Here is a 15,625-nt window from a genome sequence, read left to right as displayed (position 1 = left end):
TAAGGAAGAGCAAAAGTATGGCTATTCGTAAGTACAAGCCGACTACGCCGGGTCGCCGCCAGAGCTCCGTCTCCGAGTTCAGCGAGGTTACTCGCTCGACTCCTGAGAAGTCTCTGCTGCGCCCGCTGTCGAAGACTGGTGGCCGTAACGTACACGGCCACATCACCACTCGCCACAAGGGTGGCGGACACAAGCGCCAGTACCGTGTCATCGACTTCCGTCGTAATGACAAGGACGGCATTCCGGCAAAGGTCGCTCACATCGAGTACGACCCGAACCGTACCGCCAACATCGCACTGTTGCACTACGCAGACGGTGAGAAGCGCTACATCATCGCTCCGAAGAACCTGAAGCAGGGTGCCATCGTTGAGTCTGGCGCTAATGCCGACATCAAGGTTGGCAACAACCTGCCGCTGCGTAACATCCCGACCGGTTCCACCATTCACTGCGTGGAGCTCAAGCCGGGTGCCGGTGCACAGCTGGCACGTTCTGCTGGTGCTTCTATTCAGCTTCTCGGTAAGGAAGGCAAGTACGCAGTTCTGCGTATGCCTTCTTCTGAGATTCGTCGCGTTGACGCTCGTTGCCGCGCAACCGTCGGTGAGGTCGGAAATCAGGATCAGATCAACATTCGTTGGGGCAAGGCCGGCCGTATGCGCTGGAAGGGCTGGCGCCCGACTGTCCGCGGTGTTGTCATGAACCCGGTCGACCACCCGCACGGTGGTGGTGAGGGTAAGACCTCCGGTGGTCGCCACCCGGTTTCCCCGTGGGGCCAGAAGGAAGGCCGCACCCGTAAGCCGAACCGCCCGAGCGACCAGCTGATCGTTCGTCGCCGTCGTACCAACAAGAATAAGAAGCGCTAAGGAGGGAACTGAGAATGCCACGCAGCCTTAAGAAGGGCCCGTTCGTCGATGAGCACCTCCTCGCGAAGGTCGATGCACAGAACGAGAAGGGCACCAAGCAGGTCATCAAGACCTGGTCTCGCCGCTCCACGATTCTCCCCGATTTCATCGGCCACACCTTCGCCGTTCACGACGGTCGCAAGCACGTGCCGGTGTTCGTGGATGACTCTATGGTCGGCCACAAGCTGGGCGAATTCGCCCCGACCAAGACCTTCAAGGGTCACGTCAAGGATGACAAGAAGGGACGTCGATAAGCCATGAGCAACGACATTACTTCTGCACGCGCAACTGCGCGCTTCGTCCGCGTTACTCCGATGAAGGCACGTCGCGTCCTGGACACCGTTCGCGGTAAGTCCGTCGACGAGGCACTGAACATCCTGGAGTACGCACCGCAGGGTGCTGCTGATCCAGTTGCCAAGGTTGTTGCGTCTGCAGCTGCAAATGCTGAGAACAACTTCGGCCTGGACCGTCGTACTCTGGTCATCTCCGAGGCTTACGCCAACGAGGGACCGACCATGAAGCGCTTCCGCCCGCGTGCGCAGGGCCGTGCTTTCCACGTCCGCAAGCGCACCAGCCACATCACCGTGGTCGTCGAGAGCCAGAAGGAAGGTGACCGATAGTGGGACAGAAGATCCATCCACACGGTCTTCGCCTCGGTATTTCCAGCGACTGGAAGTCCCGCTGGTACGCCGACAAGCAGTACGCTGACTACCTGGCCGAGGACATCAAGATCCGCGATCTGCTGTCCACCGGTCTTGAACGCGCCGGCATCTCCGATGTCGTTATCGAGCGCACCCGTGACCGCGTGCGCGTCGACATCCACACCGCACGCCCGGGCATCGTTATCGGTCGTCGTGGCTCCGAGGCTGACCGCATTCGCGGCCAGCTCGAGAAGCTCACCGGCAAGCAGGTTCAGCTGAACATCCTCGAGGTCAAGAACATTGACGCGGATGCGAAGCTGGTTGCTCAGTCCATCGCTGAGCAGCTCGCCAACCGTGTCGCTTTCCGTCGTGCAATGCGCAAGGCTATCCAGTCTGCAATGCGTCAGCCGCACGTCAAGGGCATCAAGGTTGTCTGCTCCGGTCGTCTCGGCGGTGCCGAGATGGGCCGCACCGAGCGCTACCACGAGGGTCGCGTTCCGCTGCACACCCTGCGTGCGGAGATCGACTACGGCACCCACGAAGCTCACACCACCTTCGGTCGCATTGGCGTCAAGGTGTGGATCTACAAGGGTGACGTGATCGGTGGCCGTCGCGAGTCCGAGATCAACGCCGGCAACGCCCGCCAGCGTCGCGGCAACGACCGCCCGCGTCGCGGTGGCAAGCGTCGTCAGCGTGCATCTGAGAAGAAGGAGGGCTAATTCATGCTCATCCCGAAGCGCGTTAAGTTCCGTCGTCAGCACCGCCCGACCCGTTCTGGTATGTCCAAGGGCGGCAACAAGGTGACTTTCGGTGAATACGGTCTCCAGGCTCTCGAGCCGGCCTACATCACCAACCGTCAGATTGAGGCAGCGCGTATTGCCATCAACCGCCACGTCAAGCGTGGTGGTAAGGTCTGGATCCAGATTTTTCCGGACCGCCCGCTGACCCAGAAGCCACTGGGTGTTCGTATGGGTTCCGGTAAGGGCCCGGTCGAAAAGTGGGTTGCAAACGTCAAGCCGGGTCGCATCATGTTCGAGATGTCCTACCCGGACGAGGCAGTTGCTATCGAGGCACTGAAGCGCGCAGGCGCTAAGCTGCCGATTAAGACCCGAATCGTTCGGAAGGAGGATCAGTACTGATGTCGAACGGCATTCCCGCCCACGAGCTTCGCTCGCTGGATAACGATGACCTGGTTGCCAAGCTCAAGGAGTCTAAGGAGGAGCTGTTCAACCTCCGTTTCCAGAGCGCTACCGGTCAGCTGACCAACAACCGCCGTCTCCGCACTGTCCGCAAGGATATTGCTCGCATTTACACCGTTATGCGTGAGCGCGAGCTCGGCCTGTCTGCTGCACCAACCGATGGTGATGCAGCATGAGTGAGGAAAACATGAACACCACCGAGGCTGGCGCACGTAAGGTGCGCACCGGTTACGTCGTGTCCGACAAGATGCAGAAGACCATCGTTGTCGAGCTCGAGGACCGCAAGCAGCACGCCCTGTACGGCAAGATCATGCGCACGAACTCCAAGGTCAAGGCGCACGACGAGAACGAAGAGGCTGGCGTGGGCGACCGCGTCCGCATCGAAGAGTGCCGTCCGCTCTCCAAGGACAAGCACTACCGCCTGATCGAGATCGTCGAGAAGGCTAAGTAAGACCCGTTGGCTAACTAAACAGCTAGGGCTTTACAACGAGAACCCCGCCGCGGGAAACACGCAAGTGTTTTCTGTGGCGGGGTTTTGTTTTTGGCAAGCCATGTTTCTTCGTGTTTCTAGTCTCTTCAGTGCAGGTTTGCTGGGTTTTATCTCTGATAGCATTGGCGACGATTTGTGCTTTGTGAGGGGAGAAGTTCGGTGACTACTGACGTGACCAGGATTGATGATCGAGACCTGGAGTCCGCGCTTCGCTCACACGACGTGGCGACATTGTCGCGGCTCTTAACTGATGTTGAGCCCAAAGCTGCCGCTCGAAAGATGCGCCGCCTCAGCCATGAGGAACGTGCGCTGTTCTACCGCACACTGCCGAAAGACACGGCGGTTGAAACCTTCGATGAGCTGGACTCAGCGCTGCAGGCGCATCTGATCGACAGCCTCCGTGATCCTGAAGTCACCGCAGTCTTTGCGGAGATGGAACCGGACGACCGAGCTGAGTTGCTCGATGAGCTACCAGCCTCGGTTGCTTCAAAGCTGCTGGCCGATTTGCCGGATGATGAGCGCGAGCTCACCAACATTGTTCTCGGCTACCCCGACGGTTCCATTGGCCGCCGTATGAGCCCGGAGCTGGTATCGCTTCACGACGACATGACGGTGGGGAAAGCCCTCGAGACCGTCTGCAAGCATCTGGATGATGCCGAGTCTATCTACACCTTGCCGGTGTCGAACCGGAATCGCCGACTGATGGGCGTGGTAAGTCTTCGTGATTTGATGCGCGCCGACCGTGATATCCATGTGTCGGCAATTTTGAGGAAGGCCGACTACGCAGAGGCCACCGAGTCCGAAGAGAAGGTGGCTCGCATGTGCGCCAATCGTAAGCGCTTAGCTCTACCGATCGTCGATAGCGAGCAGCGTGTTATCGGCCTGCTCACGGTGGACGACGCACTCCGGATTCTGGAGGAAGCAGATTCCGAGGACCAAGCTCGTATTTCCGGTTCTGAGCCACTGCGCTTGCCGTACCTTGCTACGCCAATCTTTGAGATTGTTCGCTCTCGTGTGGTCTGGTTGCTCGTGCTGGCAATCGGTGCGACATTGACCGTGCAAGTCCTGGAAACCTTCGAAGAGACTCTGTCTCAGATGGTCGTTCTCTCAGTGTTCGTACCGCTGCTGATTGGTACAGGTGGCAATACCGGTAACCAGGCTGCAACTACGATTACGCGTGCGTTGGCGCTGGGGGATGTCCAACCGCGAGATATATTCAAGGTCATTCTCCGAGAGGTGAGGGTCGGCGCGTTCCTCGGTCTATTGCTTGGTTCTCTAGGCCTACTATTGGCTGGATTGTTCTACGGTTGGGACATCGGCCTCGTTATCGGCCTGACGCTGCTGGGTATTTGTACCCTCGCGGCAACCGTCGGTGGCATCATGCCGCTGATTGGTAAGAAGTTCGGCATTGACCCAGCAGTCTTCGCGAACCCGTTTATTACGACGCTTGTTGATGCCTCCGGTCTGATTATCTACTTCCTGATCGCTAAGTCGGTACTGGGGATTTAGACCCCACGGTGCGCAGCTGCACCGATACATAAAAAGTGTCCAGCTGCGCCATAATGGTGGCCATGAGCAATGGCACCCACAATCACCGCACTTGGAAAGAAATTATTGCCGCCGATCCGCAGCATTCTCGGCGCTACGCCAACCGGTGGCGGGGATTCGTGCGCGAGGGCCGCGATATCGATGGCGAGGCGCGGCTGGTGGATGCGATGGCGCCACGCCACGCTCGAATTCTAGATGCCGGCTGCGGACAGGGGCGCGTGGGCGGTTACCTGGCGAAGGCTGGGCACCGAGTCATGGGCGTCGATGTCGACCCCTATCTCATCGATGAGGCGAAACGCCAGTTCCCGGACGCGACGTGGTTGGTAGGGGATTTGGCGCAATTGGCGCACGTGCTTGACGACGGCCTCGAGAACACGCCCCACGATGACACGGCATCCGCTTTCGATGTCATCATTTGCCCCGGCAATGTCCTGACCTTCGTAGCGCCAGAAGACCGCACGAAGGTACTGCAGGCCTTCGCAGCGGCACTGAATCCGGAGGGCGGTCGTGCCATCATCGGCTTCGGTGCCGGCCGTGGCTGGGACTTTGCGGATTTTGAAACCACTGCGCAGGAGGCGGGGCTCACCGTGATTCAGCGTTATTCGACGTGGGATCTTCGTCCGTTTGAGGATGAGTCTCAGTTCCTGGTTGCAGTGCTTGAACGGGGGTAGAGAGCTGTGATCGTCGTAAAGCGGTTGCGATTCCGTGCCGGACTATCGTTATTCTTTTATGCGAATAACTGCAATTAACGGCACGCAGGGAAGGCTTCGGCGGTGACGCTATACGAAACGCTGGATACGGCTGGTGACAAAAAACAGGAACTGATGACGCAGGACTACGGGCGTTTTGCGGTTCGAGCGGTCCTGGCGGGCATGTATCTGACGTTGGGAACGGCCTTTGCAGCGGTAGCTGGCCAAGTGGCCGAAGCTGTTGCTCCGGGCACTGGGGGACTGGTCTTTGCGTGCCTGTTCGGGCTTGGACTGTTCGCCATTGTGGTGCTCGGTGCAGAGCTGGCGACTGGCAGCATGATGTTTGTGTCCTGGTCCGCTGCACGCGGTCGCATGCCGTGGGGAGTGGCTCTTCGGATGGTGGCCGTCGCCACGTTCTACAACTTCATCGGTGCCGCGATTGTGGCGCTGGTGCTAAGCCAGAGCGCCAAACTCGGTGGGATTGATGACACACATCTGATTTCCACCTTGACCGAGGGGAAGCTGGCCAAGCCGTTCTTCGGTGCTTTCGTAGAGGCGATGGGCGCGAACTTCGTGGTCAATATGGCTGTTTTAGGCGCGCTACAAGCCAAAGAAATCATTTCGAAGTTCGCTGTGATTCTGCCGATTATTGCGGTGTTCGTTGGGCTCGGGCTTGAGCATGTGATTGCGAACTTCTCGCTGTTTTCCTTGGCCTTTTTCGCCGATCCGCGTCCTGCCGGCTTCGATGGCCTGCACATTACAGGCAACTGGGTGGCAGTGTGGTTGGGCAACTTCGTAGGCGGTGGCCTGGGAATTGGCGCGGTCTACGCCTGGTTGAACCAGACGAAGACCAGCTATGTTGATTAGCTTTTGAGCTTTGCCGGAGCCTATCCGACGACCTATCTCAAGGGCTATCCGACGGCCTGCCCGAAGAGCAGGCCGACGAAGTAGGACACAATCAAACCGAGCGCGCCACCGATGACCAGACGTAGCGCAGCCTTGCCGGAGTGCGTGGAGCTGAGCTTGGCGCTGATGTAGCCGGTCAAGGCCAACGTCACGATGGTGACAACGGTGACCGCAATCGCGCCGGAGGTGGGGCCGGTGAACACCAGAGCCGCAATCATCGGCAGGATGGCGCCGAGTAGGAACGACAGTGCCGAAGAACCAGCAGCCGCCCAGGGGTTGGTAAGTTCCTCGCCGTCAATGCCCAATTCCAGCTTTAGGTGAGCTGCCAGCGGATCATTTTGTGCGATGCCGTGGGCAGCATCTTCGGCGATATGTTGTGGGATGCCGTAGCCAGAGAGAATCCCCACGAGCTCCTTATGCTCTTCATCTGGAAAGTCCTTGAGCTCGGCCTTTTCTTTGGCAATCAGTGCTCGCTCAGTATCGCGCTGAGTTGAAACCGAGACGTATTCCCCCAGAGCCATCGAGATAGCACCAGCGATAACGGCGGCGGCACCAGCAGTCAGAATGGCTTCGCGAGAAGAACCTGCTGCAATCACGCTGAGCAAGATTAGAGCAGTGGAGACGATGCCGTCGTTGGCTCCGAGGACTCCGGCGCGAAGCCAGTTGAGCTTCGACGTCTCAGAAGACTTATGCGGTTCATGAGGATGCGCGTACGTGGTCATGGCAGGACCTTTCTCCCATGTCAGCCTCACGCCTACGGGTGGTACGAGGCCTCACCATCGATTTAATGCCGATTCGGGCACATTCTCAACCAGTGAAGTGAAACGAGGGCAGTCCTCTCGTATGTAGTTTTATGCCAGCTTATGTGGGTGTTTGCGGAGGCCGTCGTGCGTCAATGTCAATACCGCGATCAGCGCAATCAGCGCGCAGGTCAACATTGATATGGCCATTGATAAAGGCAGATTGGAACCAAGCCCCACCAACGGGGAAACCGTGGCGGCCGCGAGGAACTGTGCGAAGCCCATGAGGCCGGAACCTGAGCCAATTCCGATATCTCGAACCTCCTCAATTCCGAGTGCTGTGGCATTGGCGAAGATCAGCGGCATCATCGGTACCGTAATGAACAGCAACAGCCAAGTAGTGAAGAAGTTAATCCCGACTATGGCATTAACAATCAGGCCTATCGACGTCACGAGCATGACCGTGAGTGCAACTAAAATGCCCTTGCGGGGATGAAGCCGGTTGATCATCTTGCCGTTGAGGATTGACACAAAGGTCAACATCGCTGCATTGGATGCGAACACGAGAGAGAACTGAGTAGGGGTGAGCCCCAGCAGCTCCTGGAAGATAAAGGGTGACGCAGCGATATAGGAGAACATCACCGAGAAGCCACCAGCGAAAGCTAACAAGTAGCCGACAAATACGGGCCGCTGTAGCAGCCTGCCGATATTGGGCAGGAGATTGCGCAGAGAGCCTGTGGAGCGTCGCTCTGGCGGTAGAGTTTCCGGAACCATCAGAAACACAATCGCGACCATCGCGACGTTGATGGCTGCGAGAAACCAGAACACGCTGCGCCAGCCGAATGCGGGGCCCAGAAAGCCACCCACAAGGGGAGCGATTGCCGGGGCGATGGAGGAAATGCCCATCAGCGTCGAGAAAGCTCTCGCTGATGCCTTGCCCTTCAAGAGGTCTGGGACTACAGCACGAGCCAGAACCACTGTGGAGCCACCAGCTAACCCCTGGAACAGGCGCATTGCAATAAGCGTGCCAATATTCGGTGCTATTGCACAGAGGATTGACGAGCCCAAGAACACCAAAGTCGCAATGAGAAGCAACTTCCTACGGCCCAAACTATCGGAGAGAGCGCCAATGACGAGCTGCCCTGCAGCCATACCGATCATGAAGGTTGCCAGAGTGAGCTGAACCATTGACTCGGTTGTGGAGAACTCCTTGGCTATCTCCACGAAGGAGGCCAGGTAGGTATCTGCGCCGAACGGGGCGGCGGCGGATAATAAGGCTAACCCGGCAAGTAGCGATACCGGAAGCGTCTGTGCTGGCTGTGTCTGAGCGTTCTCGGAATGTGGATTTGTCACTGTCTCAGTCTAGGGTTTCCGCGGAATAGGGTTGCTGCGGAGGGTATAAACCATGTTGGGGGCATGAAACTAAGGGATTTTGTTGTCCCGCACGAACGTGCCATAATACACAGGTTGCGCGAAGTGGCTGCGTGCTGCTCTCAACGGTCTATGACCGTAGCTAGCATGGGGTCAAAGCGATATGGAAGTTGCCTCTAGCAGGTGCTTTCGTCGTAAAGCGTAAACACAAGACATAAAGACCGCGTGCGTTTAGGACGGAAATCTGACGCACAATGCAACCAGGTCAGGAGAAACGCAGTGATTCAGCAGGAATCCCGTCTGCGCGTTGCCGACAACACTGGTGCACGTGAAATCCAGTGCATCCGCGTTCTCGGCGGCTCGACCCGACGCTTCGCTGGCATTGGCGACACCATTGTCGCAACTGTCAAGGAAGCTACTCCGGGCGGCAACGTCAAGGCAGGCGAAATTGTTAAGGCAGTCATCGTCCGTGCGAAGAAGGAGACCCGTCGTCCGGACGGCTCCTACATCTCGTTCGACGAGAATGCAGCTGTCATCATCAAGGCCGACGGTGAGCCAAAGGGCACCCGTATTTTCGGCCCGGTCGCGCGTGAGCTGCGTGACAAGAAGTTCATGAAGATTGTCTCGCTCGCACCGGAGGTGATTTAAGTGAAGATCCGTAAGGGCGATACCGTGCTGGTTATCTCCGGTCCGGACAAGGGTGCTCAGGGCAAGGTCATCGAGGCCTACCCGAAGCGCGACAAGGTCCTGGTCGAGGGCGTTAACCGTATCAAGAAGCACGTTGCAAACTCCGCTGCGGAGCGCGGTGCATCCTCGGGTGGCATTGTCACTCAGGAAGCTCCGATTCACGTGTCGAACGTCATGCTGGTCGACGAAGATGGTACCCCGACTCGCGTTGGTTACCGCTTCGATGAGGACGGCAAGAAGGTTCGCATCTCCCGCCGTACCGGGAAGGACATCTAAGCATGAGCGAAAATTACACCCCTCGTCTGAAGGCCCGTTACCGCGATGAGATTCGCGGCAAGATGCAGGAAGAGTTCTCCTACGAGAACGTCATGCAGATTCCGGGCGTTACCAAGGTCGTCGTTAACATGGGCGTCGGCGCTGCTGCTCAGGACAAGAAGCAGATCAACGGTGCTATCAACGACCTGACTCTGATCACCGGTCAGAAGCCGGAGACCCGTCGCGCTCGCAAGTCGATCGCTAACTTCAAGCTTCGTGAAGGCGACGCCATCGGCGCTCGCGTCACCCTGCGTGGCGACCGTATGTGGGAGTTCCTGGATCGTCTGCTGACCGTGGCTCTGCCGCGAATCCGCGACTTCCGCGGTCTGTCTGATCAGCAGTTCGATGGTCACGGTAACTACACCTTCGGACTGTCTGAGCAGACCATGTTCTACGAGATCGACGTTGACAAGATCGACCGCCCGCGCGGTATGGACATCACCGTCGTGACCACCGCTACCAACAATGAGGAAGGCCGCGCGCTGCTGCGCGAGCTGGGCTTCCCGTTCAAGAAGTAGTTTTGCCTCTTCGGTAGCTTCTGTCTGAAGCCTCGGATGCCGCTTGGCCTCCGGGGCTTTTTGCTGCTCCGTTAACCCTTATGTTCATGGGGGGATGTCGCTGTGCGGGGCCTGCGCAAAAGTTACCAGTGTTGCCGGTGTGAAAGTTGACCCTTTTTGGGGGTTGAAAATTAGTAAAGTCACAAGCTTTCTTAAATGAAAGTTAGGCGTTCGTGATGATTTCGTTGTAAACTGCCATTCGTCATAGTGACGGCCGCCAAAATGCATTGTGGTCGTTATCAATTTGGGCAAGATTTAAGTGACTTCAGCTTCTGTGTGGTTGAGCCAGTGGTTCTACACAGAGCGGTCCTTAAGTTAAAACGCAAAGGGATTAACTACATGAAGAACTTCTCCGTGGCCGTCCGCTCGGCTGCTGTTGCAACTGTTGCGGCTCTGGGTCTGAGCTTGGGCGCAGGTGCTGCCAACGCACAGCCGGCACTGCCGGAAATGCCGAACATTCCGATTCCGGGTATCGGCGACACCGGCCCGAAGGGCGTCAAGCAGATCGTCACCTTCGGTGACTCCTTCACCGCTAATGCCGGTAAGGGTGGCCCGCGTGGCCTGGCGCCGGGGCAGAACGTGCTGGTCGCTAACTGTGCCACCGACATGGAAAACTGGCCGAAGATTGCAGCGTCGAAGCTGAACAAGTCCCTGGGTGACTGGTCCTGTAACGGTCTTGGTGGCTTCCCGGGTCAGCTCCTCGCATACCTGGAAGCTTCCATCCAGTACGGCGACATCGGAGAGGGCACTGAGAAGGTTGTCCTGATGTACGGCGGCATGGACTGGGTCCAGTGGGTTGACGTGGCAGGCGAGCTGGTCGCAAAGCCGGACCCCAAGGCTCCGTCGCTGTTCAAGCAGACGCTGCGTCAGTTCACTGACCGCGTCCACCAGGTTGCTCCGGGTGCTCAGGTCGTCCTGGCTTCGTACCCTGAGTACGCTACCAATGACCAGCTGTGCCTGGTGAACGCCCCGAACCAGACCTTCCCGATCCCGGCACCGGGTGCCAGCGAGATTCAGGGGGCATTCCGCGACAGCATTCGCTCCGCGTCTCAGCACGTAGGTGCCGGCTTCATCGACGTCTACGAGGCAACCCTCGGCCACGGTACCTGCAACCCAAACCCGGATGAGCGCTTCGTCGCCGGTTTCGCAGATCCGGTGATGGGCCCGATGACCAATCACCCGACGGTGGCTGGCGAAAAGGCTATGGGTAACATCATCGCCGACCAGCTCTACTAATTTCCTCTAGCCGGCGCCATATCGGCTAGAAATTGAGTTCCACTGCTAATTGGTGGGGCTTCACGCCGCGAGCGGACTAACGTCCAGCCGCGGCGTTTTTGCATTTCGGCCGGTATTTGTTAGTATCACCAGGTCTGCCCTCTGTAAGAGGTGCGGCAGTAAAAATGTAAGAACTTTGCTGTAGGCCCCTCGCCTCGCATCGTCTCTGGCGTCACCTGGGTGGCGAGCTGACTCGGCTATTGAACCGAGTTGGCGAACAGTAGCCCTTAAATCGCCGGAATCACGATATTGGTAATCGCTCCAACTTAAGCTTTCGTCGTGTGACAGTTGCTGTTTGCGCGGTCATTGGAGTTAGCCACGAGGTGGGAAGGAACCGCAGCGAGAAAGGAAGCGGTCACTAACCATGACCATGACTGACCCAATCGCCGACATGCTGTCGCGCGTGCGCAACGCTAACAACGCGTACCACGACTCTGTCTCGATGCCGTCGTCCAAGCTGAAGGCTAACATCGCCGAGATCCTCAAGTCTGAGGGTTACATTGCGGACTACGCAGTCGAGGACGCCAAGGTCGGCAAGACCCTGACCCTGAACCTGAAGTACGGCCCGTCCCGCGAGCGTTCGATCGCTGGCGTGCGTCGCGTCTCCAAGCCGGGTCTGCGTGTTTACGCAAAGTCCACTAACCTGCCGAAGGTCCTCGGTGGCCTGGGCGTGGCTATCATCTCCACGTCTCAGGGCCTGCTGACTGACCGTCAGGCTTACGAGAAGAAGGTTGGCGGGGAAGTCCTCGCTTACGTCTGGTAAAGGGGGAACTACACAATGTCTCGTATTGGTAAGAACCCTGTCGTTGTCCCGGCAAATGTTACTGCACAGGTCAACGGCCAGGACGTTTCCGTCAAGGGCCCGAAGGGCGAGCTGTCTGTCTCTATCCCGGCTCCAATTACCGTTGAGCTGAAGGACAATGAGATTGTGGTCAACCGCCCGGATGACCACCGCAAGAGCCGCTCCCTGCACGGCCTGTCCCGTTCGCTGATTAACAATATGGTTGTCGGTGTGACCGAGGGCTACACCATCAAGATGGAAATCTTCGGTGTTGGTTACCGTGTCGCCAAGAAGGGCAAGGACCTCGAGTTCTCCTTGGGCTACTCGCACCCAGTCCTGATCGAAGCACCGGAAGGTATCACCTTCGATGTCGACGGCACCACCAAGCTGTCGATCACAGGTATTGATAAGCAGCAGGTCGGACAGCTCGCAGCTAACATCCGTCGTCTGCGTAAGGATGATCCTTACAAGGGCAAGGGCATTCGTTACGATGGCGAGCAGATCCGTCGCAAGATCGGAAAGACGGGTAAGTAATGAGCAACACCAACGAAAAGCGCCTCCCGGTAGGCAAGGACATCTCGACTCGTCGTCGTGTCGCCCGCGCCCGCCGTCACGCACGCTTGCGCAAGAACGTCCGCGGCACCTCCGAGGCACCGCGCCTCGTCGTGCACCGCTCTTCCCGCCACATCACCGCTCAGGTTATCGACGACTCTATCGGTCGTACCCTGGCCGCTGCTTCCACTCTGGACGCAGATCTCCGTGGCTTCGAGGGCGACAAGAAGGCCAAGAGCGCCAAGGTCGGCGAGTTGATTGCTGCTCGCGCTAAGGATGCTGGCATCGAGAATGTCGTTTTCGACCGCGGTGGCTACCAGTACCACGGCCGCGTTGCTGCTCTGGCCGAGGCTGCCCGTGAAGGTGGTCTGAAGTTCTAATGCGCACTTACAAGTCCAACGGAAGGAATGCGTGATGTCGGAACGCGATAAGCGCGAAGGCGGACGTAACTCCGCTGACAACAAGAACAACAACCGTCGTGGTGGCCGCGGTAACGACCGTCGCCAGCAGGACGAGCGTTCGCAGTACATCGAGCGCGTAGTAACTATTAACCGAGTTTCCAAGGTCGTCAAGGGCGGTCGTCGCTTCAGCTTCACCGCTCTGGTCATCGTCGGTGACGGCGAGGGCATGGTCGGCGTCGGCTACGGCAAGGCCAAGGAAGTACCGGCAGCTATCCAGAAGGGTGCTGAAGAGGCTCGTAAGAACTTCTTCCGCGTCCCGATGATTGCTGGCACCATCACCCACCCGGTTCAGGGTGAGACCGCTGCTGGCATCGTGCTGCTGCGCCCGGCTGCTCCGGGTACCGGTCTGATTGCCGGCGGCGCTGTCCGCCCGGTTCTCGAGTGCGCCGGTGTTCAGGATGTTCTGTCCAAGTCGCTGGGTACCAACAACTCCATCAACGTTGTTCACGCAACCGTTGATGCTCTCAAGCAGCTGGTTCGCCCTGAAGAGGTCGCCGCACGTCGTGGCAAGTCCCTCGAAGAGGTCACCCCGGCACGTATGCTGCGCGCACGCGCAGGTCAGGGAGCGTGATTTCCATGGCACTGAAGATTACCCAGGTCCGTGGTACCGCTGGTACCAAGCAGAAGCAGAAGGATTCGCTGCGCACCCTCGGCCTGAAGCGCATCAACGATTCCGTCGTCCGCCCGGATTCTCCGGCTGTGCGCGGTCTCGTGAACGTTGTGCGTCACCTGGTCGAGGTTGAAGAAGTAGCGGGGGAGTAGGTAAACCATGAGCGAACCAATTAAGCTCCACGACTTGGCCCCGGCTCCGGGTGCTAAGAAGAAGAAGACTCGCGTCGGCCGTGGTGAGGCTTCCAAGGGTAAGACCGCTGGTCGCGGCACCAAGGGCACCAAGGCCCGCAAGCAGGTTTCGGCAGCATTCGAGGGTGGCCAGATGCCACTTCACATGCGTCTGCCGAAGTTGAAGGGCTTCAAGAACCCGGCGAAGGTCACCTTCCAGGTGGTCAACGTTTCGGATTTGGAGCGTCTGTTCCCGAACGGTGGCGACGTCACCATCGCCGACCTGGTTGCAAAGGGCGCCGTCCGCGCTAACCAGCCGGTGAAGGTCCTCGGCGACGGCGACATCAACGTCTCCGTCAACGTCACCGCAACCAAGTTCTCGGGCTCCGCAAAGTCCAAGATCGAGGCTGCAGGCGGCTCTGTCACTGAGGCTTAAAGCATTTAAGCTTTAATAGAAGAGCTCCTAACCCATGTGGTTAGGAGCTTTTTTGTATTGAGAGGGAGGAAATTGGAGGGGAGGGCAGCGCAAACCGCTGGCTTACAGCAGGCCGGTGGTTCGCAGAGCCCACTCCAGTTGGTCGATGTCAGCGTCGGTGTGCAGCGCGGTGATGGTCAATCGCAACATTGCCTCACCACGGGGCACCGTCGGATAGCGAATTGCAGGTATAAACACGCCTAGCTCCGCCAACTGTGCTGAGGCGTCCATCGCTTCGGTCTCGTCCCCGACGGGCAGCGGGATGATGGCAGATGCGGGGTCTGACTGCGCGCCAACCAGGGAGCGGACGCACGCAATATTACGTTGCAATCGCTTGACGACGTCCCCAACCTCCAACTGCTTCAACGCTGCGCGGATAGCTGCGACAGAACCAGGGTTCATGGACGTTGAGTACACGTAGCTACGGGCTTGATTGCGTAGCAGTTCGCCAACTGGTGCCGAGCAGAGAACGTATCCTCCTTCGACCCCGAGAGCCTTGCTCGCGGTGCCGACCACAATGTCCGGGCGAATGCCCAGGTGCGCTGCAGTGCCACGACCGTGTTCTCCGATAACTCCGACGCCGTGGGCGTCGTCAAGCATCAGCCATGCGTTGCGACGGTGACAGGTGCGCTCGAGTGCCGGGCCGTCGATGACCTCGCCTGACATAGAGAACACGGAGTCGGAGATGACAAGTTTGTGGCGGGCGCTCGATGTTGCGAGGAGATGGTCGAGTGCCTGGTAGTCAGTGTGCGGAAAGACCGTGACTTTAGCTCGGGCATTGCGGCATCCGTCAATGATGGAAGCATGGTTGGCGGCGTCGGAGAAGATTTCAACGTCGGCGGTGGCGATGGCAGCGATGGTTGAGTGGTTCGCCTGGTAGCCAGTCGCAAAGAGAACGGCATCGTCGAAACCGAAGAACTGCGCGAGTTCATTCTCAAGTGCGCTGTGGATGCTAGTGCCAGTGGTTAAGCGAGAGCCGCCGGACCCGGTGCCGAAATATCCAATTGCCTCGGTGGCAGCTGAGATGAGCTCAGGGTGCGTGGACAGGCCGAGGTAGTCCGAAGAAGAAAACAATAGGTAGTCGGCTCCGTCAATTCGGCTATGCGGTAGTTGTGCGGTTTCGAAAGTGCGCAGTGTGCGGGCAAGTCCTGCACCGGCCCAGGCCGTGTTTCTTTGGGCGGCGATTGCTGAGAGGTCGCTGCTGAGGCCGGTAGTGTCCGTCGAGAAACTGGCGTCAGCTGGGAGCTCGATATAGACCG

The 15,625-nt window shown here is 58.4% G+C and carries 23 protein-coding genes; 20 read left to right on the top strand and 3 right to left on the bottom strand.

Translation table 11 applies throughout. The features are described 5' to 3' along the window. Positions 1-17 precede the first annotated feature (17 nt). The 10 genes from rplB to HMPREF2651_RS04800 all read left to right on the top strand — a co-directional run bounded on the left by rplB (position 18) and on the right by HMPREF2651_RS04800 (position 6,333). Positions 18-860, top strand: a complete 843-nt coding sequence (gene rplB / locus HMPREF2651_RS04845) for a 50S ribosomal protein L2 (protein ID WP_005509800.1) — start codon at positions 18-20, stop codon at positions 858-860. 14 nt (positions 861-874) lie between these two features. Then, the gene (gene rpsS / locus HMPREF2651_RS04840; RefSeq protein WP_005509882.1) at positions 875-1,153 is read left to right on the top strand and encodes a 30S ribosomal protein S19; all 279 of its coding nucleotides are present in this window, start codon (positions 875-877) and stop codon (positions 1,151-1,153) included. 3 nt (positions 1,154-1,156) lie between these two features. Then, positions 1,157-1,519 (top strand): 50S ribosomal protein L22, encoded by a 363-nt coding sequence (gene rplV, locus HMPREF2651_RS04835; RefSeq protein WP_005509775.1) that lies wholly within the window; start codon positions 1,157-1,159, stop codon positions 1,517-1,519. Further along, positions 1,519-2,259, top strand: a complete 741-nt coding sequence (gene rpsC / locus HMPREF2651_RS04830; protein WP_005509954.1) for a 30S ribosomal protein S3 — start codon at positions 1,519-1,521, stop codon at positions 2,257-2,259. The genes rplV and rpsC overlap by 1 nt, the downstream gene beginning before the upstream one ends. A gap of 3 nt (positions 2,260-2,262) precedes the next feature. After that, positions 2,263-2,679: a 50S ribosomal protein L16 gene (gene rplP / locus HMPREF2651_RS04825; protein ID WP_005509813.1), complete on the top strand. Its 417-nt coding sequence runs from the start codon at positions 2,263-2,265 to the stop codon at positions 2,677-2,679. Next, complete coding sequence (rpmC, locus tag HMPREF2651_RS04820; RefSeq protein WP_005509851.1) at positions 2,679-2,915, top strand: 50S ribosomal protein L29; 237 nt, start codon at positions 2,679-2,681, stop codon at positions 2,913-2,915. Before rplP ends, rpmC begins: the two co-directional genes overlap by 1 nt. Further along, positions 2,912-3,190 (top strand): 30S ribosomal protein S17, encoded by a 279-nt coding sequence (gene rpsQ, locus HMPREF2651_RS04815; RefSeq protein WP_005509926.1) that lies wholly within the window; start codon positions 2,912-2,914, stop codon positions 3,188-3,190. Before rpmC ends, rpsQ begins: the two co-directional genes overlap by 4 nt. Positions 3,191-3,388: 198 nt before the next feature. After that, positions 3,389-4,738 carry a magnesium transporter gene (mgtE, locus tag HMPREF2651_RS04810; RefSeq protein WP_038627650.1) on the top strand — a complete coding sequence of 450 codons (1,350 nt, stop codon included), beginning with the start codon at positions 3,389-3,391 and terminating at the stop codon, positions 4,736-4,738. 53 nt (positions 4,739-4,791) lie between these two features. Then, positions 4,792-5,448: a class I SAM-dependent methyltransferase gene (locus tag HMPREF2651_RS04805; RefSeq protein ID WP_049180779.1), complete on the top strand. Its 657-nt coding sequence runs from the start codon at positions 4,792-4,794 to the stop codon at positions 5,446-5,448. A gap of 102 nt (positions 5,449-5,550) precedes the next feature. Further along, complete coding sequence (locus tag HMPREF2651_RS04800; protein ID WP_038627654.1) at positions 5,551-6,333, top strand: formate/nitrite transporter family protein; 783 nt, start codon at positions 5,551-5,553, stop codon at positions 6,331-6,333. Positions 6,334-6,377: 44 nt separating this feature from the next. Here HMPREF2651_RS04800 and HMPREF2651_RS04795 read toward each other — a convergent pair whose 3' ends face one another. Together HMPREF2651_RS04795 and HMPREF2651_RS04790 are read right to left on the bottom strand one after the other, a co-directional pair. Further along, positions 6,378-7,094 carry a VIT1/CCC1 transporter family protein gene (locus HMPREF2651_RS04795; RefSeq protein ID WP_038627657.1) on the bottom strand — a complete coding sequence of 239 codons (717 nt, stop codon included), beginning with the start codon at positions 7,092-7,094 and terminating at the stop codon, positions 6,378-6,380. Positions 7,095-7,223: 129 nt separating this feature from the next. Further along, positions 7,224-8,465: a multidrug effflux MFS transporter gene (locus tag HMPREF2651_RS04790; protein WP_049180780.1), complete on the bottom strand. Its 1,242-nt coding sequence runs from the start codon at positions 8,463-8,465 to the stop codon at positions 7,224-7,226. A gap of 297 nt (positions 8,466-8,762) precedes the next feature. Between HMPREF2651_RS04790 and rplN the strand changes: the two genes are divergently transcribed. The 10 genes from rplN (at position 8,763) to rplO (ending at position 14,327) form a co-directional block, all read left to right on the top strand. Then, the gene (gene rplN / locus HMPREF2651_RS04785) at positions 8,763-9,131 is read left to right on the top strand and encodes a 50S ribosomal protein L14 (protein ID WP_038627660.1); all 369 of its coding nucleotides are present in this window, start codon (positions 8,763-8,765) and stop codon (positions 9,129-9,131) included. Then, on the top strand, positions 9,132-9,446 hold the full coding sequence (gene rplX, locus HMPREF2651_RS04780; protein ID WP_005509963.1) for a 50S ribosomal protein L24: 315 nt from the start codon (positions 9,132-9,134) through the stop codon (positions 9,444-9,446). It abuts the gene before it with no gap. Positions 9,447-9,448: 2 nt separating this feature from the next. After that, a complete protein-coding gene (rplE, locus tag HMPREF2651_RS04775; RefSeq protein WP_005509901.1) occupies positions 9,449-10,003 on the top strand; it encodes a 50S ribosomal protein L5 in 555 nt (184 codons plus the stop codon). A 378-nt stretch (positions 10,004-10,381) separates the two neighbouring features. Continuing rightward, a complete protein-coding gene (locus HMPREF2651_RS04770; RefSeq protein WP_038627665.1) occupies positions 10,382-11,278 on the top strand; it encodes a GDSL-type esterase/lipase family protein in 897 nt (298 codons plus the stop codon). Between the two features lie 403 nt (positions 11,279-11,681). Then, complete coding sequence (gene rpsH, locus HMPREF2651_RS04765) at positions 11,682-12,080, top strand: 30S ribosomal protein S8 (protein ID WP_005509822.1); 399 nt, start codon at positions 11,682-11,684, stop codon at positions 12,078-12,080. 15 nt (positions 12,081-12,095) lie between these two features. Then, positions 12,096-12,632, top strand: a complete 537-nt coding sequence (gene rplF, locus HMPREF2651_RS04760) for a 50S ribosomal protein L6 (RefSeq protein ID WP_005509895.1) — start codon at positions 12,096-12,098, stop codon at positions 12,630-12,632. After that, on the top strand, positions 12,632-13,030 hold the full coding sequence (gene rplR, locus HMPREF2651_RS04755) for a 50S ribosomal protein L18 (RefSeq protein WP_038627668.1): 399 nt from the start codon (positions 12,632-12,634) through the stop codon (positions 13,028-13,030). The genes rplF and rplR overlap by 1 nt, the downstream gene beginning before the upstream one ends. Before the next feature lie 34 nt (positions 13,031-13,064). Beyond that, the gene (gene rpsE / locus HMPREF2651_RS04750; RefSeq protein ID WP_005510059.1) at positions 13,065-13,682 is read left to right on the top strand and encodes a 30S ribosomal protein S5; all 618 of its coding nucleotides are present in this window, start codon (positions 13,065-13,067) and stop codon (positions 13,680-13,682) included. A gap of 5 nt (positions 13,683-13,687) precedes the next feature. Next, on the top strand, positions 13,688-13,873 hold the full coding sequence (rpmD, locus tag HMPREF2651_RS04745; RefSeq protein ID WP_038629359.1) for a 50S ribosomal protein L30: 186 nt from the start codon (positions 13,688-13,690) through the stop codon (positions 13,871-13,873). Between the two features lie 7 nt (positions 13,874-13,880). Then, positions 13,881-14,327 carry a 50S ribosomal protein L15 gene (gene rplO, locus HMPREF2651_RS04740; RefSeq protein WP_016422071.1) on the top strand — a complete coding sequence of 149 codons (447 nt, stop codon included), beginning with the start codon at positions 13,881-13,883 and terminating at the stop codon, positions 14,325-14,327. Between the two features lie 102 nt (positions 14,328-14,429). Here rplO and HMPREF2651_RS11215 read toward each other — a convergent pair whose 3' ends face one another. After that, positions 14,430-15,617 carry an aminotransferase class I/II-fold pyridoxal phosphate-dependent enzyme gene (locus HMPREF2651_RS11215; protein ID WP_370547474.1) on the bottom strand — a complete coding sequence of 396 codons (1,188 nt, stop codon included), beginning with the start codon at positions 15,615-15,617 and terminating at the stop codon, positions 14,430-14,432. Positions 15,618-15,625 lie beyond the last annotated feature (8 nt).

The organism is Corynebacterium sp. HMSC063A05, from assembly GCF_001809695.1.
Classification (GTDB): domain Bacteria; phylum Actinomycetota; class Actinomycetes; order Mycobacteriales; family Mycobacteriaceae; genus Corynebacterium; species Corynebacterium amycolatum.
Note: the sequence above shows the minus strand (reverse complement) of the source record. Positions and strands in the feature narration are given on the sequence as shown.